Genomic DNA, 25,161 nt, shown 5'->3' with positions numbered 1-25,161 from the left:
GGTTATTCATTTCGGAGAAGTGTATGGCCCCTAAAAAAAGCTTAAGCAAAATCGAAAAAAAAGCTCATGCCAAAGAATCTTTAAGCTCTAAAGTCTACGAACAAGAGCTTAAAAAACTCCATATCGAACTTGTCAATTTGCAACTGTGGGTCGCTCATAAGGGACTTAAGGTGTGCATTATCTTTGAGGGCCGCGATGGCGCAGGCAAAGGTGGCACCATCAAAGCCATTACTGAAAGAGTCAGCCCACGTGTATTTCGGGTTGTTGCCCTGCCCGCGCCCACAGAGCGAGAAAACAGTCAGATGTACATTCAACGCTATGTCGCGCATCTTCCCGCCGCTGGTGAAGTGGTGATCTTTGATCGCAGTTGGTACAATCGTGCTGGCGTTGAGAATGTCATGGGTTGGTGTACGAAAGAACAGGTGAAATCTTTTTTGAAAGCCGTGCCGTTGTTCGAACGCGCGATGGTCGACGCTGGAATCATTTTATTAAAGTATTGGCTTGAAGTCAGTCCCGAAGAACAAGAACGCCGTTTGCATGATCGCATTCATGATGGTCGAAAAATCTGGAAGCTTTCACCCATGGATATCAAATCGTATGATCTGTGGGATGAATACACCAAAGCCCGCGATGAAATGTTTAAAGCGACAAACAGTTCGTGGGCTCCGTGGTACGTCGCGATCTCTGAGGACAAGCGCAGGGTTCGCTTAAATATTATCAATCACATTTTAGAAAAAATTGAATACAAGAAACTAAAACACAAATCCATCACACTTCCTAAAAGAAAGATCAAAGATCCTTCCGGAAACATCGGCAAGGTTCACATCGTTGCTGACCGTGCTGGATAAATTATTAAGGCAGGAGAATATATGGAACTTGTAACCAACGAAATTATTCCGCGCGAATACCGTGATGCCGTTACCACTTTCTTAACTTACCTGGAGCCCGGCGAAACTGTTCTGGTCCTCGGCGCGAGCGAAACAGAATTGCTTAAGAAATTCAGAGACAACGGTTTTCACGTGATCTGTGTCGAACAAGATCCCGAGCTTTGCAAAAAATGGCAGGCCGAAGGCATCGAAATGATTCAAGGTACTTTTAAAAAACTCGCTTCCACAAAAGTTCCCAACGAATTACAAGGCATCTGGGGTGGAGCCGCCTTTGAACATATGTCAGGCGAAGATTTCGAGCACACGCTTGAAATCATTCACATGATGCTTCCTGAACAGGGAGTTCTGTTCTTAACAGTGCCAAGAAAAAGTGAACACGGCGAAACAGAAATCATGCACGGAGCGGATAGCACTCATTTCTTCACAGAAGAAGAATTATCGAAAATTCTGAAAGATAAAGAATTCGATATAAAATTTATTGAAGAGAGCACACCCAAAGTTCTGACTGCCGTGGCGGTACAAAATCAGTTGTTTTAGTCTACGTCACTGAAAACTGACCGACGTCGCTGGTGAAGGTTTCACCCTTCACCGTGATGTCCATCTGTCCTTGTTGTACAAGCAGTGACCAGGTATTGTTCTTTTCGACTTTCTCGCCTAATAAATCTAAGAATTTTGCATCGAACGCAGAAATCTGCAGATCGCTGGCGCGATGAACATCGCCATTTTTAACTTCCGTCAAAAGAACTTCAGGATTTTTATAAGTGAAGACCATCACTTCTTTGGCACTCTTCCCTGCTTTATGCAGTTTACGAGCCGAAGGATTGCCGATTTCGATCCATAGGTCGATGGTATTTAAACCACCAAGCTTGCGTAACGCCGGTGCATCGGGATCAGCCAATCCACCGGGTGTAAATTCAAGTCCATCTTGATAAGCCAAACAATAAGCCAGGACTCTACTGAGCATATACGGATACGTTTCCGAAGGATGTTGCGCCACGCGGAAATCCAAGGATTCGTAAACACCGCGATCGATATCGGAAAGTTCAATTTGAAAGCGGTAAAGCATCGAGCCTCGTTTGGTTAAGTCTTGCCAGTTTTAAGTATAATATAAGCCTGGGTCAACTACATTGCCTTCCGGTCTTAAATTGAAAGCACCTTTACCACTTTCCATGTCGACCGGTACCGAGACTTGTTCGTGAGTAATCAGCCACTTGCCATCAATTTTCTCGAAGCAATCCGTCCAGCGCATCCACATGTCCATTTTTTGCCCGTCCTTCATTGATCCGACACAGTGACAAAGGCTGTGACAAAATCCCACGCTGTCGCTGGCTGTGATTTTTGTTTCATGTAAAGTGAACTCGGCGTCTGGGTTGGTATTTTCCACGGCCATTTGCCAGGATTTTCGATATGCATCTTTGCCGACGAATTGAAGCGGTGTCATCATATCGAACGCAACGACATCATCGGCATAACAAGCCATGATTGCTTCAAGATCTTGATCGTGAATGGCTTCTACGAAGTGATCGACGAATTGACGAAGCTCTGCTTCAGGACTGCCACCAGTGACTGGTGCAGTTCTTTTATCTGGTTGGTTTCTTTGTAAGTCCATAATTGCCCCTTCGCTTTGAATGCTCGAGGGAAACTGCCCCCGAGAACCCGGAGTTAGTTGACTTTAATTATAAAAGAGCAAGAACTGCGCCTAAAATAAAAAAGGCCGCTTTTAACAGCGGCCTTTTAGGTAGTTTTATTGCTGAGCTTTTTGATTTACGAGTTCAGTGGCAACATCATTTAACCACTTCATAAAGCCATTAATATGCTGATACATTTCTGCATCTTCGCTCAAAATCTTTTCGATGACTTCTTTCATGCCTGTTTGATCTTGATTGAAGCTTTTGTTGGCTGGATTCATCACGACTCTGAATGCACCTGCTGCACCAGCGCGATTGATTGCTAATTCAACTTGCAAAGATTTGAATTCAACATCTTCAACTTTGATTGTCGCTGGTAACTTACTGAAATCGACAACGGCCAGAACAGAAACTTTCGCTGATACAACGTTACCAGCTTGGTCTTTCGTCAAATCAACTAGTTTAGCATCAACACTTAAAGCATCGCCATAGCTTTGGCCGAATGTTGCAGCCGCGTTTTTCGCAAGCTCTTCGAATTCAGTGCCGGCATTGTTTAAGAATGTTTGGCCAAATGCTTTTAGTAAATCCAATTGCGCAGTCAATTTGCCTGTCACCGTTGGATTTGCACCATTACCGTAGTGATACTGCACGCCTTCAACGTTGAGATTCAAAGTATTTTCAGTGCCTTTTTTATTCACTGAACCTTTAACGCCGAAATCCAAAGCACGAACTGAATCAACATTCAGATCAGTGAACACGACCTGAATATTTGTCGAGTCGTCATTGTAAGCAGATGCTAAAGCCGCAACCTTCGCATTGACGGCGTCTTTAGTGATAACACCTGCAGCGACTGCGACAGAAGAAAGAACAAACACGAACGGAACAGCCTTTTTGATTAGAGCTTTCATTGGGTTCTCCTAATGGTTTTGAATCGCGGGGACCATAACAGCTTGTCTCAAAAAAAGCCAGTGTACGGTTGAAAGGCTAAATCATTCGTAATGCTAAAAGGGGCAGGAATGCCCCTAGGAACACTTCAGAAAACAAATAAAAATGCCGATTTTATTAGGGAATACCTGCTTTGAAAGGTTCTTGAACGTCCATGAAACGCCTTACGCGTCCTTCTTTGCCAAAGCTTTTTGTTGGGCTTTATACAGCCTTGTTGGCAATCTTTGCAATTTCATCGACAGCTCAAGCTTCTCCTTCGGCTTTGACGTATCAAGGTCGCATCCTCAATACCAGCGGGACACCACTTGAGTACAACAACGTCTCTTTCGTTTTTCAGATTTTAAATCCGGCTGGCAGTTGCATCATCTATCAAGAACAAATTTCTGGTTACAACATGGTGAATTCTGGTGGCGTGTTCGATATTCCTATCGGCACGGGTTCCATTCAGTTCCCATTAGGTCTAAGCAGTGTTCTTGATGCCTTTAACAACACGACTCTTTTCAATTGCGGTACTTGTACCTCGAGCGGCGCGACTTACTCTTGCGCGAATACTTCAAGCACCTATCAAGCAACGGCGGGCGATATTAGAAAACTTCGTGTGTCGTTTCATGATGGCTCAGGGTGGAAAACTATTTCTCCTGATAGCGTTGTTAGATCTGTACCATTTGCGGGTTATGCTTTAGCGGCGGAAAAACTTGGTACTAATATCGCGTCTGACTTTCTTACGAAAGCGGGAATCCCGACGTGTGCTGCGGGAACTTTTTTATCGTGGAATGGGTCTGCGTTAAGCTGCTCTGGAATTTCTGGAGCTAACGGCGGTACGGTTACCGATGTCACTTCCGCAAATTCTTATTTGACCGTGACAAATGGAACTTCAACACCCAATTTAACTTTGAATGTTGGTACGACAGCCAACACTGTTGCTGCCGGTAATGACTCGCGTATCACCAATGCCCTGCAAACAGGTGCTTCGGCTGGTGGCGATCTTTCAGGAAGTTATCCGAATCCAAAGGTTGCAGCCCTTCAAGGCGTCAGCGTTAGTACCGCTGCACCGACCTCGGGACAAGTTCTAAAATATAACGGTACGAATTGGTCAGCGAATACTTTAACAACCGCTGATGTTTCAAATCTTTCTTCAACGCTTTCGAATTACGTTTCACAATCTGCGTTTAATGGCTACGTCGCTTCGGCAAGTTGTTCAACAAGTCAGACGATGTATTGGAATTCTGTGTCTGGAAGTTTTTTGTGTCAGGCGATTAACGTCGGTCTTGCTGGTGACGTCACAGGTTCTATTGGCGCTGCCAAAGTTGTGGCGCTGCAAAACAATCCAGTCGACACGACGGCACCAACAACAAATCAAGTTTTACAGTGGAATGGTTCTAAGTGGATTCCAGCGACGCTGAATATTCCTGCTGGAACTGTGACTTCGGTCAGTGCGTCGGCTCCTTTGTCTGTAACGAATGCAACGACGACGCCTTCGATAACGATTGCCCAAGCAACAACTTCAACGAGTGGTTACTTGTCTTCTTCCGATTGGAACACTTTTAATGGCAAGCAAGCTGCGGGTAATTATGTCACTGCTTTAACAGGTGATGTGACAGCAAGTGGGCCTGGTTCCGCAGCGGCGACGGTCGCGAAACTTCAGGGATCTACTCTGACTTTGACGGCGCCTGCTAATAAGGACTATTTAAAATTCAATGGGACGGCGTTTGTGAACTCTCCGTTAGCGGCGAGTGACTTAAGTGGAACTCTTCCGGCTGCAAATCTTCCCGCATTTACCGGAGATGTGACTTCAAGTGCGGGCTCAGCAACTTTGACATTAGCGGCAACGGGAACTGCAGGTACTTACTATAAGGTGACAACGGACTCTAAAGGTCGTGTGACTTCCGGAGCTAGCTCTCTTGTTGCTGCGGATATTCCGTCACTGGATTGGGCAAAAATCACGACGGGCAAACCGAACTCTTTAAGTGGCTATGGTATTAACGATCCACTTGTGAGTAACGCGGGTGGAACTCCATCTATCCAAACAGGTCTTGATGCTGCGAAGCCTGGTTCCCCGTCAGCTGGCGCCATCTATTTTGCGACGGATACTTTTAAAATCTATCAATTTAATTCCGGTGCGTGGGCAGTTCTTGCAACCGCCAATGGTACTGGTGGCACCATCACGGCGTTAACAAGCGACGTGTCTGCAAGTGGTTCGGGTTCTGTTGCTGCGACAGTGAATGCCGTAGGCGGTTCAACGGCGGCGAACATTCATAATGCCGAACTACTTGCGAATGCCGCGACCAATGCAAATACACCTTCGACCTTGGTTAAACGCGATGGCTCTGGCAATTTTGCTGCAAGCAATATCACTCATAGCGCGAATACGGGCGATATTTTTACGGCGGGATCAGGTGCTAACACTGCAACTATCCAAGGACCTGCTGGCGCGATTGGCACAAGCTATGTTTTAAAACTTCCGACATCACAGAGTTCGGGAACACAAGCGTTGATCAATGATGGCTCTGGAAATTTATCATGGCAAACATTAACCAGCGGCACAGTGACTTCTGTCAGTGCAACGTCGCCGCTGAGTTCTACGGGTGGTGCGACCCCTACTCTTTCATTGGGTGGACTGTCTGGTCTTGGCACTGCTAATCAGATTTTAGGAATGAATTCGGGAGCAACCGGTTACGAATATAAATCCTTGAACGGCACTGCAAACCAAATCACGGTCGCAAATGCTGCGGGATCTGTGACATTATCAACACCACAAAATATTCATACAGCGGCAACGCCAACATTTGCGGGACTGACTCTTTCAAATTTTAGCACTGCGGGTATCGTTAAAAATACAGCCGCGGGAGTTTTATCAGGCGGCAATTCTGTCGCTTTGACTGCTGATGTCAGCGGTGTGCTTCCTGTTGCGAGTGGTGGTACCAATACAAATAGTTTTGCAAACTACAGTGTGATTGCATCGAACTCTGCTGGCACAGCTTTGACTTCGGTGCCGGGAACAGTCAACGGTTCGATTCTGCAATATAGTGCGACGGGACCTGTCTTTTCTACTGCAAGTTATCCTGCTACGACGACGGCGAATCAGCTTTTGTATTCTTCTGCGAATAACGTTGTCGGTGGACTTGCGACGGCGAACAATTCGGTGTTGTTAACGAATGGCTCCGGTGTGCCTTCTTTTGCCGCGATCTCTGGAGATAATTTTACTCAGTATGCTTTGCTTGCGGGGCGTGCTGGTGGACAAACTCTTTATGGTGGTACAGCCGGAAGTAATACTCTGACGTTGGCGGGAACTAGCAATGTGACACCAGGTAACGTCATTATCAATTCTGCCGGGGGCTCTGTGGGTGTAGGTACGGCGTCTCCTACGGCGGGATTGCATATCAATGGTGCGAATCAAAATGCAGGTAGCACACCACTGTTCAGAATCACTGACACCAATCTAAGCGGTTCCTATTTAGCCATCGATAATGGCTATGCGGCATCTGGCTATCGAATTATTTCCACTGGAACCACACCAAAAAATCTTGAACTTCAGTCTGCCACGAATAGCAATCAGCTTGTGTTAGCGACAACGGGTGCAGTTGGTGTTAACACAAACAACCCTGCGGGTATGTTCGGTAATACGAGTACCAATTTAGGTGATGGCGGAACAATCGGTGCGATTGCTGGTAACGGAATTGGCCCTGGTGGTATGAGCTGGCAAGCGACAGCCGCTGGATACGTTGCGAACCTCTTTAACTCGGGAACATCAGCTAATGCGCACGGCGTACAAATTTATACGGCGTCGACAGATCCAGCGACCAATGTTTTAAATGTTCGTGCTAATGGCAACACAAGATTGAATGTTCGCGGTGATGGCAACGTTCTGACTCCTGGCCAAACTTTCTTTGAAGCCAAGCTCTGCAGTTCCGTGGTTAATGCTCCGGCCATTATGATTTGGGAAACTGTGATAAGCAACATCGGCAATGGCTACAATGCCGCAACTGGAGTATTCACCGCTCCCGTTGCAGGCGTTTACACATTTGGTTTCAACACTCTGTTAAACAACGCCGCAACCGGCGAATTCAGATATGAGTTCTTTAAAAACAATGCTCTTTACGACGGTATTATTACGCAGAAACCGACAGCCAGTACGTGGCAAACGATTCAAGGAACCATTTCTACTTACATGAACGTCGGCGAAACCATGTCCATTTACTACACGATGGGCTCTGGTGCGACTTACACCGACTGCCATTACAATAGATTCTGGGGCCGCTTGGGTGGTTAAGAACCACGTTAGCCAACGGACAATTCGACTTTTTCTTTGGACATGATTTAGATCATATTTTCAGGCAACTAAAGTTGATATATTATGAGTGAAACTCAATCGTCCTTGGAGTGCTCATGAAGTACAGCTTTAAACAATATCAACCGTTAAGCTTGCGCTTATGGCATTGGCTGAACGCACTTACGATTTTCGGCTTGGTCGCAACTGTTGTACTTAGAAAAACATTTCTAAGTTGGCGGGCGAACAGCCAGATCATCCAAGAAAAATCCAACCACGTCTTAGATGCAAATGTCGCAAACACCATCGCAAAATCACTTCGCGATCAAATGTGGGATTGGCATTATTATCTGGGATTTGTATTAAGCTTTCTTCTTCTATGGCGGATTTGTGTTGCTGTTAGAAATAAAAATACCAGCTTAAAAAATCAAATCTTAACGGGAGTCAAAGAAATCCCTACTTTGACGGGACCATCAAAGTTTAAAGCAAGCCACTACACCCTTGTCAAAACGGCGTATGCCTTGTTTTACATTGTGCTCCTGTACATGGTGCTATCGGGCATCACTCTTTACTTTGAAGACGCACTGAAACTTTCAGAAACGTTAGAAGATGGTCTGCAAGAGCTTCATGAAGCGGCGGCTTGGTTCTTTTATGCATTTATCGTGGCACATATTGCTGGAGTCATCGCCGCTGAAGTTCGCGGCGATAGTGGCTTGATTTCTGATATGTTTAACGGTGGCAACAAATCCAAAGAGTAACAAACTCCTATTTCTTAGGAATAAATTTACTGCCGCTTTTGCCGACGCTTTTTGCTTTGTTCTTCTTTTTAGCGCGGAAGTTTTCTTCGACGTCGTCGTCATCGAATCCTTCGGCTTCGTCGTCGTCCTCATCATCGATATCGTCTTCAAGTTTTGCGGCGGCTTTTTTGTTTTTTAAAGCAGGCTTTGTTGAAACGACTTTCTCTGCCGGTTTCCCGGTTCTGACCGGGCGCTCTTCGCGGGGCTTGGCTTTTTCGAAAGTTTCAATCTCTGCCAAACGAATTAAGGATACTTTATTGGCCATGAAGACTTTGATGCCTTCTTCAGAAATACTTTTAATGTGACCGGTAAAGCCAAAGTGCGCCAATGCTTTACTTGTGATGCGAAACTTCACAGCAGGCTCTGCTTTTAAAAGCTTATTAATTTCTTTGATGTCAGATGTCCCAAGTTCTTTTGCAATAACGCTAACGATATCGGCGAGCTTCATGGTGGTTCCTTTATTCTGCACTAAGCTTAACTATTTTTCTAAATTTACGCCACGGCCTTCAAGCGTCGCCGTCAGTTTTTTGTGATACAACGCCAATAAACTATCACCGACAGCCTCCCCTTCAACGATTCGAAAGGCCAAAGCAATAGCCTCGAGGGTCGATAGTCCTTCACTGAAATGTTCTTTACGGAGATGATACTTTGCCGTATTGGCAGCACCAATCTTCACGCGTGGCAAATGGCCAAGCTCTGGATGGCGAGTATTGAGTTTGCTAGCTTGGCGCCAATTACCATCACTGACAATCAGCTGAACCGGCTTTTGCGGCTGAAGATCTTCCAAATTTAGGGCGTCATCCGAGGGAAACAGGACATACGTTTCATAGTTTGGATCTAATAATGAACTTAAATCCACTCGTTCCGTCGTACTGCCGCGGACAATCATTTGCGAATTCGTTAGCGCCTGCAAAGCCAAGCGCCCCGTATTCGTCGTACGCTTCATTTCTTTTGCATGAATAATTAAACTCAAACGCGTCTTTAAATCCAGCTTGGGAATTGAATCACAAATGCAACGCTGACGATGTAAGAAACACGTCGGGCAAGGATTGATGGTTTTGCGTTTTCGAGAAAAGGGCTGGTTCATTGGCCAATGCTTACCGCATTACCCATATTTGGTACAGCCCAATGTGACTATTCCACTCGCGCTCGAAATTAATACTTTATATCGCGAGCCTCTTCACGGTTTTCACCCTTTGATTGGCGCTTATCCCGGCGGCAAGCCGCATTGCTTTTATCATCAGCAGAGCGACATTCTTGCTTAGCAGTTCGCGCGTCATCCCGTCCCGTCTGTCTGGTATCGCGAGACTCCTGACGAACCTTACTTCTTTGCGTCGCATATACAGCAGGACCTAAAAACGAAGAGCCTACTAAACTTAAAATCATCGCTTTTAGCAGTGAGTTTTTAAAAACGAATTTCATGACAGACTCCCTTGTTGAGTAATCCACTACTACTGCAATTATCTTTCGCTTCAAGCGCGACAAACAAGACCAGGTGCGAATGCATTTGTGCAAACACGCGCCATCCATGGCGTGAGACAAATGTTGTCAGTCCAGCGTGGCTTAGACAATAGCCACAGCTTCCTAAAAAATTTAAGTCCATTTCGAAGAGGAATGCTTATCGCATCAGACACAGCTGCAGGCCAAAACTTTGTGAACGATCAAAACATTAACAATGGAGAATTTATGAAGAATGCTTTTTTAGTCGTTTCGTTGTCAGTCATTTGCAGCTCTGCTTTTGCAAAGGTGCCAGTAGAGATCTCTAAACTGATGGGCAAACAAGGGACCTTCGTTTCCACTTACAACGGCACAGATACACAACATGAATCGGGAACGGCTTGTTCAATTGAGCTTTCTCCTTATGGAGACTCTTCGATCCAAATCAATTCGGTCTCTTATTTCACACCTGTCGCGCATCTTGACGGCAGCACGCGCATTGAAAGTGGCGGCGCTGTGATCTATCAATTGAGCGATAGTGGCAAACGCCCAGGTGGCTCGGCCTGCGGAGACTATGATTTTATTTCCGGCTATAAAAAGACACTCGAGGTCTATAAGAACGGCATCATCATCCGCGAGAAGTTCCGTTGCTCATTGATCGAAAAAAATGAAATCGTTCAGGGCTGCAAATTCTAATTCGTTCTAGTAAACGCGGGCCGATCATTCGAAATGACTGCCCGCGATCTTTGCATTTAAAAGACTAAAGGAACGCGCCCAATTCTTTGCTCAAGAATTTCTTGCGCAATTTAATAGTGCCGTTCGTTTCCATTTTGCCCATACGACGTGCGATCAAATCGTTTTTTGAAACCTTTTTAGTCAAAACTTCTGTCGAAGCAAATAGCTCGACGCCGCTTTCAAGAGTTTCGTAAAGTTCGAAAACGTCACAAGCATTTAGGTACTCAGTTTGAACAGCTTGATCGTCGAAGTTTTTGTACGTGTACTTGCTGTACTCTTTAGCGTCTTTTTCAGCCATTTTAACTGCCGCTACCGGAGTCGCCGCTTGGAAAAGAACTACGCGCTCTTCTAACAATTCAGCGAATGCTGCCTTCGCTTTAGAACGTCCTACTGCACGAGTTACATATAAAGTTTTAACGGCGAACCATTTTTTGTTTTTCATTTATTATCCTATCAAATTGGGGAATGAACGCTGGGCTCCTTTATTCCTCAAGTAAGCCTTAATGTAAATCAAGAGTTGTGGTCACCGTTTCCAGGCCAAAAAAATGTATTAACTTTTGATAATTTTTCTTGAATTGCCGGATTTTTTCTATAAAAGGACCTTCACTTTTTAAAAATCGAGGGCACAGAGTTGAAAATTTCAGGAATCTCCATCGTACTAGCTACCGCACTTCTTATGGGTTGCGGCTCTTCAAAACAAAACATCGAAAACGATAACACTCACACCAGCGGTATTATTGGCGGAGTTCTGGTTCCAGCATCTTCTCCGGTTTCGAAAAGCATCGTTGGTATCTACGATGATAACGAAGGCTTTACGTGTACGGGTTCCTTACTTCCTAACAACCTGGTTGTGACAGCGGCCCACTGTATCGGTGAAAAAGCGGATGGCGTGTTCATCGTTTTCGCTCCTGATATGGAAACTTTGCTGAATTCAGGGAAAGACTTCCCGACTTCTCCTCAGGTAAGACGTGTCACTGCGTTAAAAGCTCATGAGAAATGGACGACAGAAGTTCAACCTTCTCAGCCAGGTAACGACATCGGCTTAATGAAATATGAAGGCACAACTCCTGCGGGTTATGTTCCGGCCACTCTGCTTCAAGATGCAAGTCTGATCAAAGTGGGTGCAACGGCGATGCTTGCTGGTTACGGCGTCAGTTCTGACAAAGTTGTTCCGGTCAGTCCAAAAACTCCGGGCCTGCAAAAGTTGATCGATCAGCATGAAGTGTTCTGTGATTCCCAAGACGCGAAAAAAGCGAAACGTTGTATCAAAGAAGAACTTGATGGTCCTGCGGTTTTGAAGGCGACTCAAGTTCAGATCACTGACATCGCAAACGATTCGGAAGTGATTTTGGATGAGGCTCACGGTCACGCGGCTTGTTCGGGTGATTCAGGTGGTCCCGCTTACCTTAAAGTGGGCGATCAATACCAACTCTTCGGCGCCACAAGCCGCAGCGGTTTGGGCTGTAACAAAGATATCGTCTATACAAATATTTTAAGTTATCTGACTTGGATCAAAGATACGGCTGCTAGTTTTTAATAATAAAAAAGCCCTGATGAACTCAGGGCTTTTTTTTATTCTAGAAACTAGTTGATAGATTCGTTGTTGCTTTTGATCTTCGAAAGCTCTTTGAAGATATGTTGGACTTTCGCTGAAGATAATTTTCCCCATAGATCCGAACCGTACTGGTTCAAGTGCCCGCCATCTTTATACACCAGAATGTGTTCGCTAGAAAACGGTGCTGTTTTCCAGAAGTCCGAATTGATCTCTAACGGATCCAAAAATTTGACATAGCTAAATTCGGAAACAATCGTTTTCACTTTGGCATTGCTACCCGTTTGCGGTTTCAAGACATTGTGCAAATCCACATGACTAACGTGACTCTTCAATTCAAATTTTTGATATAGAGGACTGTATGTTTCGCGCAAATATTGATTGTACTGCGCACTTTCCACTCCCGGAATACGGCCGATCACCAGGACTTTGTGACCTGCTAACAGCTGCAAAGTTTTTCTGAAGTCCTGTTCAAAATCTTTGAAGCTAGAAAAATAATTTCCCCAATTTGCCGCAAGCACAATGATATCTTGGTCTTCAAGATCTTCTTTGAATTGATCCAAAAGAGCCAAACAATGCGCATTGGAAACATTTTTGATATCGGTTTTTGTCGTGCTTGTCAGACTCAAAAGTGGTGGACATGTATCAACTGTTTTCGCTTCGATATGATAGGACTTGCCTAGCGCCGAAACGATGAATGGCGTGAAATGTCCCGCGTTGGAATCGCCGATCAGATAAACGCGTCTTTTCGACTTCAAATTACCAAACTCGCAGTCGTCATTTTCTAGGTTGTGGCAGTATTTATCGTCAATGAACGAAGTTTCAGTTTCAAATTGCTGAACGTTAGAAATTCTTTGCGGCATGCCTTCGTACTTTTCAATCGACGAAGTCGCCAGCCAAAAGGCACCAAACGGCAACAACAAAAGAATTGCGAAGGACTTTGCGAAGTTCCACTTAAGCGCAATAAACTTGTTTTCGAAAAAGTATCTTGTGATGTAGGACAAACCAAACATCAAAACAAGATCGATAGCTAACAAATGCACTGGAATATCATAAGCACCCGTCAAGTATCTTGTGAAAGCCAATACCGGCCAATGCCACAGATACAACGAGTACGAAAAGTCGCCCACTTTTCTTAAGTACTTATTATTTAAAAAGCGTGAACCCGCATGCCCTTCTTGAGAGCGGCTTCCCCAGATAACCAAGGCTGCACCACCACAAGGAATCAAGCACAACAAACCTGGGAACCAGAAGTTATCGTTGATAACCACAAACGACACTGCAAGCAACACAAGGCCGGCAATGCTCGCACGGCGGTGATATTGTCTGTTCCAATCTGCATCCGTCAGTTTAAACAGAATCGCTAGCCCCGCACCGATGGCGATTTCCCCAAAACGCGGAATGGAATTGAAGTAGATACCCGACGAAGAGGCATCCAGCAGACGCAAAACATCGGCAAAGATCAGACTTGCAAGAATGCCAACAATAAGACCTTTCAAAATATTCTTCAGATCAAATTTGCGCAGAGTAAAGATAAGCACCAAGGGCCAGATAAAATAAAACTGTTCTTCAATCGAAAGCGACCACGTGTGCAGCAGTGGATATTCGTTCGAGTTATTGGCGAAATAGTCCAGGCTTTGGCTAAAAAAGAAATTCGAAGTAAACGTGAGCGACGCTGCGATACTGCGACCCAAAAGCAAAAGATAGTCTGGCAAAAACAGCAAGTAACCCGCCGTCAAAGTCACCAAAACGACCAAGCAGAACAATGGCAGGATACGTTTGATTCTTTTACGATAAAACTCGGAAATTGAGATAGATCCCGTCGCCGCGAACTCGGAAAGAGAAATGCTAGTAATCAGAAATCCTGAGATCACAAAGAAGATGTCTACGCCAAGATAGCCACCGGGTAAGAAGCTTTTATTTAAGTGGAATAACAGGACCGAAAGGACAGCAATGCCTCTCAAGCCTTCTACTTCTGGGATAAAACGTAGTTTACTCATTTAAAAAAACCTTAAGGATTAATCTGACTCTGTTATAGTCCATATTCACTAAAGTAAGAATTGAATTTTGAGGTTATTAAAAACCCTATAAAAGCTCTCAGAAATTCCGAATAATAAGGGGTCTTTCTTGACCTGAATTGGACAGTCTACTATGAAGAGTCAGTTTCAATTCAATGCATGAATCGTAGGATATATGAATTTGTTTAAAGGTTTCACTCAGGCGTTTAGTTTTGCAGTAGCGTTGCTTATCGCTTCGACTCCCCTTAAGAGCCTGGGAAGCCCTAATGATTTCGATGTTTTATGCTATCATGACATCAGCAAAACTCACCCTGGCGACGCCTACGGTGTGACGCTAACTCAGTTGGAAGAACAATTCGAATACCTCCAAAAAAACTACAACATCGTTAGCATCGACGACGTTATTTTGGCTTCTAAGGGGAAGAAAACCCTTCCCCCTAAAGCAGTCCTTATCACTTTTGACGACGGCTTGGCCTCTTTTTACGAGTTAGCTTATCCTCTTTTGAAACGCTATAAGTTCCCAGCGGTTTTCGCGGTTGTTGGTAAGTGGATTGAAGACGGCAAATCTCCGGATTATGGGTATGCTGACGTCAACCCTCCGATGACGAGCTGGGCGCAGTTGAAAGAGATGTCAGACTCAGGCTTGGTTGCCGTTGTGTCTCATACTTACGACATGCACCACGGTCATGTCTTTAATCCGCAAGGCAATGAACAAGCTTCTGCAGGATTTTTAAAGTACAACCACGAGACGAAATCCTACGAGACTGAAAAGGAATTTTTCGCCAGAGTCAAAACAGACTTGGCGGAAAACGAAAGACTTATCACTAAACATATTGGCAAGAACTACCCGCTGATCGTTTGGCCTTACGGCACTTACAACGGCCTTTCTCGACAAGCTGCTACTGAATTGGGAATGCCAATGCAGTTTTCAGTCGAACATGGACTTAACAACGCCAGCAATATGACGTTGGTGAATCGCACGATGGTTCTCACTCATTTTTCGTTTTCTGACTTCACAGAAGGTTTGAAAAAATCATTCGTTTCAGGTGCGCCCGTTCGAGCGGTATCGATTGATCTGGATTCTGTTTGGGCTGGCTCAGAAGAAGAGTCAAACGCCCACCTGGGTAAGTTGAATGATAAGGCCGCAGATGTCAGACCGAATCTGGCTTTGATCCAAGCTATCAGCGCTCATGGTGAGGCTTACTTCCCAACAACGCAATTGCCTGTGAAAGCGAATTTCTTTGGCCGCGTTGCACACGTTCTACAAAATCGCGCACGCATTGACAGAGTTTACGCAACAATTCCACTTCACTATTTGAAAAACGCTGCGAATACAAAACAGTTGATTCATGATCTTGCTCTTTACAATGACATCGATGGAATCTTCTTTGATGCTCGCGGTATCGATGCAAAGAAAGATGAAAAGCTCATTGAGCTTGCGATGAAAACAGGTTCAGAACTTAGACAATTCTGGAGCTATGGATTCATCGGCAGACGCTCTTCAGTGAACACGGATGCATTTAAATATGTCATCAAAGAGTTCAATTTGAGTTCGCCAAAAACAAAACTGGCGAAAACTCTGCGCAAGTTTCAAGATGCAAAAATGATTGCATCGTTGGATGCGAAAAATGAAGCTGGGATCCCAGAAAATTATAAAAAGCTCAAAGACCTTGGCTTGAATAATTTCTTCCTGCCGTTGAGCTTTAATTCCTATTCTGACGTTCCGTTTTTGAAACTCAATTTTCATATCGCTAGCAGTCCGTATTCTTTAGGCACGGAAGAAGTAAAATAGATCGGTTCATTTCGAAACGATCTATTTTAACTTCGCGACATGGCTGTCGTACGAGCCACACTTTGGAAGAATTTTGTGGATGATCGTTTCAAACCACTGCGGTTCACTCCGATAATGAGGTATGAACCAATTTTGGCGCTTCGCACTTTCCTGTATCGCAGCCGCTCTTCTGACCGCCTGTCAGATTGATGCAAATATTCTTGAAGAGCTTAATTCCAAAGTCGACAAGACGGTACCAAGCCTCGTGCCATCCCAAACTAATATTTATTCTGGTGAATCACTATCACTAACCTCAATGTTCAATCCTTCCGAAGTTGCAGGCATCACTTTCTCAAGTCCCGATGGATACTATGACTCAAACACCAACTCTTTAATTATTCCGAAAAATCTGAACTCGCGAACGGTGCAGCTTCTTGCAACTAATGAAGACGGTGGCACCCAGAATATTCCTATTAAAATTGACGGCCTTGATGAGTCTTTCATTATGGAAACTCCTCAAACTTATGGCGATCAAAACTATCCCGAGGCTGGAACTAAGTTAGCCAACGGCACGATGTTATTTGGTAGCACGTATATTGACTCAGCAGGCGGCTGGGAATGGACCGCTATTTATCGCAGCACCAACAACGGGTCCACATGGTCGATCGTTGATAACTATCAGCCTTACGATAATGGTGAAGCGCATATTTTGGCTATGACAAGTCAGGGAAATAACGCCTACTACTGCGGCTATCAATGGGACAGCGACGGTGCAGGAACGGCTTATTGGGTGGTAAGAAGATCCACTGATGGCGGCACTACTTGGACAACAGTCGCTTTAGATTCAGATGCTGATGATAGTGTTTGCCAAACTCTTTCAGTGTCCCCTACGACGGGATATTTATATGCCGGTGGATTTGATCGTTTGGGAAGTGGTGGAAATCCTCGTGGCATCTTAAGAGAAAGCCGCGATCAAGGCCAAACATGGTCCAATATTTATGCTCAAGAAATTCCCGGCGGGTATAATGTCGGCATCATGCACGCGAAGGTGGCTCCGGACAATACTATTTGGATGATTGGAACAACCCCTGCTCCTGCAAATGCCATTCTGTTAAAAGGGACATTCTCTGGTGCGTGGAATTTCGTTGATATGAATGTGAATTTTGGAAGCGCCAACGCGACCAATTATCAAACTTTTGGAGAGCTCACGATTGTCGATAGCAATACGGCTTTCTTAAATTCCAGATTTGGCAATACCTGGAATATCAAAAAAACAACAAATGGCGGCGTCAGTTGGAGCAATGTTTTTGACTATGGTTCTCGCACCGATGCCGGTGAACTAGAAATCCTTAGCAATGGCACTATTGTGGCGATGGGAACTTACCACCCTCCCGGATTCGGACCCAGCGATGTGAAAGTTGCGCGCAGCACAGATGGAGGCACCACTTGGTCGGTCGCCACCGTTACCTCAGGAAAATTTGCAGATGGCTGCCTTCTTTTCAAAGATAATGCCGGTGACATTCATTCAATTAACTCAGCCAAGGACAACGCGACTCACTTTACATCGAATGATGGTGGTGCAACTTGGGTCGCAAAAGACTATATCATATACACAGAAAAATTTTATAACGAGATCAGTAAATTTTTAGTTCTGCCTTCTGGAAATTATTTTACCATCGGTTTTGCAAACGACTATAGTAAAACGACGACAAACCATCCTTGGTTCACCGGCATGAGTTCTGACAAGGGTAAGACGTGGATATATCCAGATCTATTCACAGATCCGAGTGATCAACTTACAACTTATGACGTCGCTTACGATCAACTGGGCAATATCTTTGTTTTTGGAATTGGTGAGACGAGCTTTACTTCTATCATTCGCAAAAGTTCCGACAATGGGCAAACCTGGTCAACGAAAGAAAACTATGTTCATCCAACCTATCCCGCCGAACCGGTCAGTTGGATGAGCAAGGGTCGCTTGGTCGTGGATAAAAACAATATCCCCTATCATGGCGCAGCCTTTTATAATGTGGGGACTAACACCTATGGTGTTGAAATTCGCAAAGGTGACGTCGGCGGTGAAAATTGGAGCACAGTAAAAACCTTCCCATTAAATGGTGCCTACAAAGGCTTCAGCTTGGTCGACTTTACGGTCAGTAGTAACAATACACTTTGGCTTTCGTCCAAAGAATCTAATACTTCCTCTCAACCGGAAAGAGCTCTTTATAAATCCACAGATGGTGGTGTGACTTGGACAGAGGTTCTTCGTGAATCCAACACGACTGACAATCCTTATGTGAAAATCGGTTTTGATTCGTCAGGAGCCGTTTATTTACAACAGCTCGCACAAATTTTAAAAAGTACGGATGGTGGAACGTCATGGTCGGCTCTGCCAAGCACTGGAAATATACAAGATATTCTTATTACAACTGACGACAAAGTCTTTGTGCTGACGACAGATAATCAGCTTAAGAAACTTCAGCCGGATTCAAGTTGGCTTTTAATTAACGATATTACCGACAAGGCTGTCCCTCAAGGCCGAGGATTTATCTACTACTCTCAGACAGTTGGTCTTGTACAATTATCACCAACGACCGTGGGACTTCAGGTTCGATTTGCCGAGGCAAAAAAAGGTACGGTTGAACTTATGAAAACCATTTCAATAAATCACTAGCCGCTCACAAAAGTGAGTCCGGTGATATGAGTAAAAACTCATTTAGCGACAAAATAAGACACAGATTCTTAATAAAAAGCTAACATGTACTGAATGATCTCCCGATAAGTAAGCGTGAATTTGGACGTACTATACTCACGCATTAAAAATATCTCGTTTCTGCTCGTGCTTTGGGCCTGCTTTGGCTGTTCCCTCGATGCACAGTTAAGCCCGTCTGCAGTTGATACTTCCGCCTTTAAAATGAAACTGACACCGTCGGAAGATGGCACTTCGCTTGTGATCGACGAAGGTAGTGCTTTGCAAATCACTCTGCTTGTTGAAAATAGCGACAAGCTTAATAACGCTGTTTCAAAACTTCAATGGCACATCGAAAATGCAAACGGCTATTTCTTATATTCGTCTGGCGTGGTGATGATCGCCCCAGGTACGAATTCAATTAGTTTCCCTATTGAAGTTAAACGTAACGGCAATGTCGAAGGTGATCAGAACTTCGTACTTACTTTCGAAAGCTCCGACTTCGTAAATCTTGAGGCGTTCAAAATCCAATTGCATGTTCGCGACACAACAACCAAAGCTCTTCTGACTGCCAGCGACTTAAACTTCGGTGCAGTTCTAAAAGATGGCAATATTGAACGAACGTTGACGGTTACAAATTCTGGCGAAGCGACGGCAGAAAGTATTGCGTGGGATTCTTTGACTGCGCCTTTCGCCTTCAAAGGCGGAAGCTTTCCTGGAAGTGGCGGAACTTGCGCAAACACATTGGCTGGTGGCGAATCGTGTACGATGGTTTTAACTTATGCGCCGACAGAACCTGCTTCGCATAATTTAAACTTCAATGCCACTTATAAAACTCCCGATGTTGATAGTTCAAAAAGCGTTCAACTGTGGGGCTTGGGTGTCGAAGTCGCGGCAACCTTGGGTGGGCTACCAACAAGCAATAGCAATATCTCGTCTTTGAATGTCACAGTCAGTGGTACTGATGTGACGGCCTATAAATACAAACTTGGACTTCAGAGCTCCACGGATTGCAGCGATTCCGCTGATTATTCTTCAGAGATCGCAGTTGCGACGCATATCACGAATGCCCTATCTTCTTATACAAATCAAAATCTTCGCCTGTGTGTTGTGGGGAAAGAAAGTCACAATCTTTGGCAGCCCTACAATCTTGCCACTCACTATGATTGGCATTTTGATGACACACCTTTGACTCTTTCACTAAATCAAGCACTGACACAACTTGATCCAGCAACTAACACGCCGGTTGAATTCACAGTCCTCTTTAATAAACCGATTGTGCCAGGTACTTTTACGACTGCAGCTATTCAACAAACGGGTTCGGCAACTGGGATTACTTGGAGTCTTGCAACTTCAGATAACGTCACGTGGTCTTTAAAAGCGACAGCGATCACTGGCGACGGCACAGTGATTCCGCAAATTAATGCAGGTGAAGTCAGCGATGTTTCGGGCAACTTCAATCAGGCTGCCAATAGTGCTGATCGCAGTGTTCTTTACGACTCTATCAAACCAACTTTGACGATCAATCAAAAGGCTGGCCAGGCAGACCCAACGAATACTTTACCTATTGAGTTCACAATCACGTTTAGTGAAGTGATTGAACCAAGTTCATTTACAGTCGCTGATATCACGCAAAGTGGTACCGCAACGTCAATCGTCTGGAATTTAACGACATCGAACAATAAAGTATGGAGCTTAAAGGCGACTGCCGCAGGCAACGGAACTTTGATTCCATCCATCGCTGCTGGTGTTGTTACGGATTTGGCTGGAAATACCAACACTGCTTCCACAAGCACGGATCACACGGTTGAATACAATACAGCGGCTCCGGATAATTCATCGAACTTGGTATGGCAGCAAAGCAATCCTGCAAATACAACAGCGTTAGTTGCGACCTGGACGAAGTCCCCGTCCGCAGCTCTTGCTTCACAAAAAATTCAATTCTATTCAGATGCGACTTGTACGAGTGCAACGGGCTCGTTGCTTGCTTTATCATCTGCGACGACATCGCAAAGTTTTACGGGTGTCCATGGTGGCACTTACACTTACAAAATCACTTCGATCGATAATGCTTCGAATACCGTTGATTCTTCGTGTTCTGACTCTATCACAATTGATACGCAGGCTCCGACAATTTTAGCTGTGACTTCAAGTACTGCTAATGGATCATATAAAGCAGGCGATCTTATCGATATTCAGATGACTTTTTCTGAGGTCGTGAATGTCACGGGATCTCCATCGCTTGCTTTAAATACAACGCCGACAAACAGATCAGCCATTTATACAACAGGATCTGCAACGAACACGTTAAATTTTGTCTATACCGTGCAGGCAACGGATACTTCCGCAGATCTTGAATACCTTTCAACTGCCGCATTGAGTTTAGGGGCAGGAACCATTGCCGATCTAGCTGGCAATGGTGCAGCGATTACTTTGCCCGCTTTGGGCGGCGCAGGTTCTTTAGGTGGTTCAAAAAATATCGTCATTGATACGACAGCACCAACGATCAGTGTGTTTACGGTGACAAACACCACGCCTACGAACTCGAATATTTATAATTTAACGACGACAGTGGGTGGATCTCCAACGTCGTGGTGTATCCTTGAAAACAGCACAACAGTTGCTTCTTGTGCGTGGACTGCGGGTGCGACACTACCTGCGACATTTACGGTCACAACAACAAATAATTCGAAAACACTTTATGCGTGGGTCAAAGATTTGGCTGGCAATGTCAGTGCGATGGCGACTTCAAATGCTGTGACCTTTGATAACACTCCTCCGACTGCGACAGTGACCGGCTTCCCGACTGGAACAAGCGCAAAATATGCGATGAACATCGACGTCGCGGGAACTGACGTCATTACGTTCAAATACAAATTGGGTTTAACAGCTTCGACAACGTGCTCAAGCGCAACGGGATATTCTGCGGAAACTAATGCCAGCGTAAATATCACAGATAATATTTCGGGGCTCAGTGATGGCAGCATCACTTTGTGTGTGGTTGGTAAAGACTCTGCTGGAAATTGGCAGACATACGCCAGTGCGACAACAAAAACTTGGACCAAAGATTCTCCGGATATCCAGTTTACGGTGACGACAAGTTCTATTTCTGAATACGACAGCCCGACTCATAAAGTTTATGTTTCGATTGCGGCTGCGGCTGATATTGCGGTTTCTGCACCATATACTTTCACCGCCGTGGGAACTTATCCTGCAACTATCGGTACAGACTTCGTGGGCACAAATGGCACCGTCACGATTCCCGCCGGTTCAACTTCTGTCGCAATATCAATTCCCATTAATGATGACATTCGTGATGAATACGATGAAACGTTCAGAATGACTTTAGGCTCCCCGACCGGGGCTTATTTGGGTGCAAACACTCAGCATACCGTCACGATCACAGATGATGACGATCCACCTCTTGTGACGATTCAAGATATTTTCGTAACCGAAGGGGCTTCTTCATCGTTCCGTGCAAGTCTATCAACGCCGACGGATAAAGGCGATGTCTCTATCAACTGGAGTATGGATACATGTGTGGGCAGCGATTGCGCTGTTCAGGGAACCGACTATACAACTTCTGCAACAAGTGGAACCGCGATAATCCCTTCTGGTGATACGTACGTTGACTTCGGTCAAATCAATACCGTTGATAATGCGACTGATGAAATTTACAGACGCGTGCCGATCAAACTAACAAGCGCTACAGGTGCGACTTTGTATTCAAGTAGTGCTACTGTTTATATTAATGATAATGATTTCACTGCGGGAACCGAGGTCGTCAGTATTGAAACTGGCTCAGCTCATACATGTGCTTTAACGACAGCAAAAAAAGTTTATTGCTGGGGTAAATCCAATTACTACCAAACGGGACTGAATGTTAAAAACTCCATTCCATCTCCGACACTTGTTACTGTTGCAACTAGCACTACCGATGTTACTAAAATTAAAATTGGTTACGAAGATACCTGCGCGATTACAGCTGGCGGAGCTTTGTACTGCTGGGGCATGGGTTCTCACGCAACTTTTGGCGATGGTATTTTAGGTAACGGTTCCGGCGCAAGTAACAGCATTCCAAAAATAGTTACGGGTATGACTTCTGGTGTGACGGATGTTGGCATTGGCTACAATTACATGTGCGCGATCAAAGATGGTGCCGTCTATTGCTGGGGTACGGATCAACTGTATACTCTTGGTAAAGATCCAAACGCCACCCTTAAAGTTGGAAATGCACTTGTGCCATTGGCTGTTCCTGCACCAATGGATTCAGGCGTTTCCAAAATTTCCGCAGGTTGGAATCATGTCTGTGCATTGAAGACAGGAATTATGTATTGCTGGGGTAAAAATACTCAAGGTGAGTTGGGTCAAGGGACTCAAACGACAGGTATAAGTACGCCAACTGCTGTTAATGGTATCGGCACTGTCGTGGACTTCTGGGCTGGCACGTATGGTACTTGTGCTAAAAATAGTTTGGGTGATGTCTATTGCTTTGGTAACAACAGCGATGGCGAAATTTTGTCGCCAGTCACGGACGCTGAAGAGCTGCCTACCCTGCTTCCAGAATTTAAAAACGCATCACAAATGAGTTATGTTTATAACCTTTGCGGTATCGTCAATGGCAATCTGAAATGCCGAGGTCGAAATGATTATGGCGGTCTTGGCAACAACGTCGCTGGCAGCAAAACAAATCCAGTTCTTCAGCAAGTCATCGGCGCCGAAGCCAATGTCACTTATGTCACGGGCAACCAAGAAGGCGATACGACATGCTTCATTCGTTCCGGCCAAGCTTATTGCACAGGGTATGGAGGCATGGGAAATTTAGGCGACGGTTACGACCCAGCTATCAGCTCGCCGATTAAAGGCACGATGTTTTCAGGTGCGAATGGTGCCAATGTACTAGCGATTGGCGGCTATGGAATGTGTGGAATCTTCAATGGCGGAATGAAGTGTTGGGGTGATAACACATACAATCGCGTCGGTAATTTATTAACGGACATGATTTATCAAGTTCCTACGGAAGTTAAAAATTCCACGTCGAATATTGTAAGCGTCATCATAAATGATCACGGGGCTTGCAGTCTGAATACGTCAGGCTCAGTGGCGTGCATCGGCAGTGGTAACAATCGCGGCGTCAATTCAACGGCGAACAGCGGAAATCCGATTACGCCAACGGGCATGTCTTCAGGGGTTACTTCGATTGCAACTTACTCGTTCAGTGAAGCAAACTGTGCCGTAAAGTCTGGCGAAGCTTATTGTTGGGGATTGAATGATTACGGCGCGCTTGGGACCGGAAATAAAACGGTGCAAAAAGTTCCGTTTAAAATCACCGCAGTCGGTACAGACGTCATTCAAATCGCACCAGGCGCCTATCATACGTGTATTCTAAAAAGTGACGGCACTGTTTGGTGTGCGGGCTTTAACGGTTCAGGACAACTTGGTCAGAATGACAACGTTGAACGTCTGACGCATACACAAGTTTCTGGAATTACCACAGCTGTAGCAATTGCTTCAACGGGAAGCGGGACTTGCGCCCTACTCGCCAATAACACTGTAACATGTTGGGGTACTTCCCACGGTTCAGGTTCTGGTGCGAAATTAGTTCCAACAGCAGTTTCAGGACTTACAAATGTCACGTCACTTAAAGGAAATAACTGGAACTATTGCGTTACAGATTCTGGGTCCTTAAAATGCTGGGGTGACAATGTCTATGGTCAAATGGGTGTTGGAAGTTTAGCGACTACAACTTATTATACACCGATCGCGCCATCGGGCTTTGCGGCCCTAGGAGCTTATTCAGATATCTCTATTGGCTCGAGCAAAATCTTTATTAAAGTTGGGACAGATTGGTACGGAGCGGGCCTTGATGATTATGGTCAATTCGGAAGAGCTGCAAAATCTTTCAGATTAGCGCCGGTATCCGTTCTGCCGATTCCAAATTAAAGTAAGTCGTCAAACAAAGACTTAATTTGATCCACCAAGTGCGGCTCATATAAGGGTTTCGCCGACTTGGCTTTAATAGTCGGAGCTGCGTTCTTATCCGCCGTCGCTGGCGATTTAGGTTTGGCTCGTTTGGCTTTCGTCGTTTTTATTAACTGCGGCTCTGTGCAAGGCTCCCACTTTTCGGAAATGATATGGCCGACGCAAACTTCGCGCGTTGCTGAAGTCTGTGTTTCAACGCCTTCAGCAACAATCAAAAAACGATACTGAATTTGATGTTGATACTTAAGCCAAACTTCTGCGGTGTACTTCGCAGACTTTTTGGTTTCAAGAAGCTTCATTGCGAATCTTTGCACGAAACCAAATTCATCCGTCAGTTCAAAGAACAACGATTCACCTGACTGTAAAGTCACATGCAAAAGCTCCACATTGGTGACAACTTTATCACCAATGGGTTTCGTTGAATCTACGAAGAGCGGATTTACGTTACTCAAA

At 45.0% G+C, this 25,161-nt stretch carries 18 protein-coding genes; 9 read left to right on the top strand and 9 right to left on the bottom strand.

Going from position 1 to position 25,161, the window contains the following annotated elements; all coding sequences use genetic code 11:
* Nucleotides 1-23 precede the first annotated feature (23 nt).
* Together ppk2 and DOE51_RS06300 are read left to right on the top strand one after the other, a co-directional pair.
* A complete protein-coding gene (gene ppk2 / locus DOE51_RS06305) occupies nt 24-848 on the top strand; it encodes a polyphosphate kinase 2 (RefSeq protein WP_142695711.1) in 825 nt (274 codons plus the stop codon).
* 21 nt (nt 849-869) lie between these two features.
* Nucleotides 870-1,424: a methyltransferase domain-containing protein gene (locus tag DOE51_RS06300; protein WP_142695710.1), complete on the top strand. Its 555-nt coding sequence runs from the start codon at nt 870-872 to the stop codon at nt 1,422-1,424.
* Nucleotide 1,425: 1 nt separating this feature from the next.
* Here DOE51_RS06300 and DOE51_RS06295 read toward each other — a convergent pair whose 3' ends face one another.
* The 3 genes from DOE51_RS06295 to DOE51_RS06285 all read right to left on the bottom strand — a co-directional run bounded on the left by DOE51_RS06295 (nt 1,426) and on the right by DOE51_RS06285 (nt 3,423).
* A complete protein-coding gene (locus tag DOE51_RS06295; protein WP_142695709.1) occupies nt 1,426-1,953 on the bottom strand; it encodes a YaeQ family protein in 528 nt (175 codons plus the stop codon).
* Between the two features lie 30 nt (nt 1,954-1,983).
* The gene (locus DOE51_RS06290; RefSeq protein ID WP_142695708.1) at nt 1,984-2,496 is read right to left on the bottom strand and encodes a nuclear transport factor 2 family protein; all 513 of its coding nucleotides are present in this window, start codon (nt 2,494-2,496) and stop codon (nt 1,984-1,986) included.
* Between the two features lie 135 nt (nt 2,497-2,631).
* Nucleotides 2,632-3,423 (bottom strand): hypothetical protein, encoded by a 792-nt coding sequence (locus DOE51_RS06285; protein WP_142695707.1) that lies wholly within the window; start codon nt 3,421-3,423, stop codon nt 2,632-2,634.
* Nucleotides 3,424-3,614: 191 nt separating this feature from the next.
* On the opposite strand from DOE51_RS06285, the gene DOE51_RS06280 reads away from it, so the two are divergent.
* Together DOE51_RS06280 and DOE51_RS06275 are read left to right on the top strand one after the other, a co-directional pair.
* Nucleotides 3,615-7,730: a hypothetical protein gene (locus DOE51_RS06280; protein WP_142695706.1), complete on the top strand. Its 4,116-nt coding sequence runs from the start codon at nt 3,615-3,617 to the stop codon at nt 7,728-7,730.
* Between the two features lie 116 nt (nt 7,731-7,846).
* Nucleotides 7,847-8,485 carry a cytochrome b/b6 domain-containing protein gene (locus DOE51_RS06275; protein WP_142695705.1) on the top strand — a complete coding sequence of 213 codons (639 nt, stop codon included), beginning with the start codon at nt 7,847-7,849 and terminating at the stop codon, nt 8,483-8,485.
* A gap of 7 nt (nt 8,486-8,492) precedes the next feature.
* Here the strand turns inward: DOE51_RS06275 and DOE51_RS06270 are convergent, their stop codons facing one another.
* The 3 genes from DOE51_RS06270 to DOE51_RS06260 all read right to left on the bottom strand — a co-directional run bounded on the left by DOE51_RS06270 (nt 8,493) and on the right by DOE51_RS06260 (nt 9,946).
* Nucleotides 8,493-8,972 (bottom strand): hypothetical protein, encoded by a 480-nt coding sequence (locus DOE51_RS06270; RefSeq protein ID WP_142695704.1) that lies wholly within the window; start codon nt 8,970-8,972, stop codon nt 8,493-8,495.
* 30 nt (nt 8,973-9,002) lie between these two features.
* The gene (locus DOE51_RS06265) at nt 9,003-9,611 is read right to left on the bottom strand and encodes a tRNA-uridine aminocarboxypropyltransferase (protein ID WP_142695703.1); all 609 of its coding nucleotides are present in this window, start codon (nt 9,609-9,611) and stop codon (nt 9,003-9,005) included.
* Nucleotides 9,612-9,679: 68 nt separating this feature from the next.
* Nucleotides 9,680-9,946 (bottom strand): hypothetical protein, encoded by a 267-nt coding sequence (locus DOE51_RS06260; protein WP_142695702.1) that lies wholly within the window; start codon nt 9,944-9,946, stop codon nt 9,680-9,682.
* Nucleotides 9,947-10,138: 192 nt separating this feature from the next.
* On the opposite strand from DOE51_RS06260, the gene DOE51_RS06255 reads away from it, so the two are divergent.
* Nucleotides 10,139-10,657: a hypothetical protein gene (locus DOE51_RS06255; RefSeq protein WP_142695701.1), complete on the top strand. Its 519-nt coding sequence runs from the start codon at nt 10,139-10,141 to the stop codon at nt 10,655-10,657.
* Between the two features lie 64 nt (nt 10,658-10,721).
* Here DOE51_RS06255 and DOE51_RS06250 read toward each other — a convergent pair whose 3' ends face one another.
* Nucleotides 10,722-11,138 (bottom strand): DUF4288 domain-containing protein, encoded by a 417-nt coding sequence (locus DOE51_RS06250; protein ID WP_142695700.1) that lies wholly within the window; start codon nt 11,136-11,138, stop codon nt 10,722-10,724.
* A 189-nt stretch (nt 11,139-11,327) separates the two neighbouring features.
* Between DOE51_RS06250 and DOE51_RS06245 the strand changes: the two genes are divergently transcribed.
* Entirely contained in the window at nt 11,328-12,233 is a 906-nt protein-coding gene (locus DOE51_RS06245) for a trypsin-like serine protease (RefSeq protein WP_142695699.1), read from the top strand.
* 47 nt (nt 12,234-12,280) lie between these two features.
* On the opposite strand, the gene DOE51_RS06240 is transcribed toward DOE51_RS06245, so the two are convergent.
* Entirely contained in the window at nt 12,281-14,248 is a 1,968-nt protein-coding gene (locus tag DOE51_RS06240; protein WP_142695698.1) for an acyltransferase family protein, read from the bottom strand.
* A 193-nt stretch (nt 14,249-14,441) separates the two neighbouring features.
* On the opposite strand from DOE51_RS06240, the gene pgaB reads away from it, so the two are divergent.
* From pgaB to DOE51_RS06225, 3 genes are all read left to right on the top strand, one after another.
* The gene (gene pgaB, locus DOE51_RS06235; RefSeq protein ID WP_142695697.1) at nt 14,442-16,058 is read left to right on the top strand and encodes a poly-beta-1,6-N-acetyl-D-glucosamine N-deacetylase PgaB; all 1,617 of its coding nucleotides are present in this window, start codon (nt 14,442-14,444) and stop codon (nt 16,056-16,058) included.
* 121 nt (nt 16,059-16,179) lie between these two features.
* A complete protein-coding gene (locus DOE51_RS06230; RefSeq protein ID WP_142695696.1) occupies nt 16,180-18,711 on the top strand; it encodes a sialidase family protein in 2,532 nt (843 codons plus the stop codon).
* 240 nt (nt 18,712-18,951) lie between these two features.
* Entirely contained in the window at nt 18,952-24,669 is a 5,718-nt protein-coding gene (locus DOE51_RS06225) for a Calx-beta domain-containing protein (protein ID WP_142695695.1), read from the top strand.
* On the opposite strand, the gene DOE51_RS06220 is transcribed toward DOE51_RS06225, so the two are convergent.
* The gene (locus tag DOE51_RS06220; RefSeq protein ID WP_142695694.1) at nt 24,666-25,160 is read right to left on the bottom strand and encodes a hypothetical protein; all 495 of its coding nucleotides are present in this window, start codon (nt 25,158-25,160) and stop codon (nt 24,666-24,668) included. The genes DOE51_RS06225 and DOE51_RS06220 overlap by 4 nt on opposite strands.
* Between the last annotated feature and the right edge of the window lies 1 nt (nt 25,161).

Origin of the sequence: Bdellovibrio sp. NC01, assembly GCF_006874625.1 — a bacterium.
Lineage (GTDB): Bacteria > Bdellovibrionota > Bdellovibrionia > Bdellovibrionales > Bdellovibrionaceae > Bdellovibrio.
The sequence above is the reverse complement of the archived record's forward strand: the minus strand, read 5'-3'. Positions and strand labels throughout refer to the sequence as shown.

Coding starts and splice junctions, on each gene's coding strand:
- ppk2 (WP_142695711.1), top strand. CDS start 24: ATGGCCCCTAAAAAAAGCTTAAGCAAAATCGAAAAAAAAGCTCATGCC.
- DOE51_RS06300 (WP_142695710.1), top strand. CDS start 870: ATGGAACTTGTAACCAACGAAATTATTCCGCGCGAATACCGTGATGCC.
- DOE51_RS06295 (WP_142695709.1), bottom strand. CDS start 1,953: ATGCTTTACCGCTTTCAAATTGAACTTTCCGATATCGATCGCGGTGTT.
- DOE51_RS06290 (WP_142695708.1), bottom strand. CDS start 2,496: ATGGACTTACAAAGAAACCAACCAGATAAAAGAACTGCACCAGTCACT.
- DOE51_RS06285 (WP_142695707.1), bottom strand. CDS start 3,423: ATGAAAGCTCTAATCAAAAAGGCTGTTCCGTTCGTGTTTGTTCTTTCT.
- DOE51_RS06280 (WP_142695706.1), top strand. CDS start 3,615: ATGAAACGCCTTACGCGTCCTTCTTTGCCAAAGCTTTTTGTTGGGCTT.
- DOE51_RS06275 (WP_142695705.1), top strand. CDS start 7,847: ATGAAGTACAGCTTTAAACAATATCAACCGTTAAGCTTGCGCTTATGG.
- DOE51_RS06270 (WP_142695704.1), bottom strand. CDS start 8,972: ATGAAGCTCGCCGATATCGTTAGCGTTATTGCAAAAGAACTTGGGACA.
- DOE51_RS06265 (WP_142695703.1), bottom strand. CDS start 9,611: ATGAACCAGCCCTTTTCTCGAAAACGCAAAACCATCAATCCTTGCCCG.
- DOE51_RS06260 (WP_142695702.1), bottom strand. CDS start 9,946: ATGAAATTCGTTTTTAAAAACTCACTGCTAAAAGCGATGATTTTAAGT.
- DOE51_RS06255 (WP_142695701.1), top strand. CDS start 10,139: ATGCTTATCGCATCAGACACAGCTGCAGGCCAAAACTTTGTGAACGAT.
- DOE51_RS06250 (WP_142695700.1), bottom strand. CDS start 11,138: ATGAAAAACAAAAAATGGTTCGCCGTTAAAACTTTATATGTAACTCGT.
- DOE51_RS06240 (WP_142695698.1), bottom strand. CDS start 14,248: ATGAGTAAACTACGTTTTATCCCAGAAGTAGAAGGCTTGAGAGGCATT.
- pgaB (WP_142695697.1), top strand. CDS start 14,442: ATGAATTTGTTTAAAGGTTTCACTCAGGCGTTTAGTTTTGCAGTAGCG.
- DOE51_RS06230 (WP_142695696.1), top strand. CDS start 16,180: ATGAACCAATTTTGGCGCTTCGCACTTTCCTGTATCGCAGCCGCTCTT.
- DOE51_RS06225 (WP_142695695.1), top strand. CDS start 18,952: ATGAAACTGACACCGTCGGAAGATGGCACTTCGCTTGTGATCGACGAA.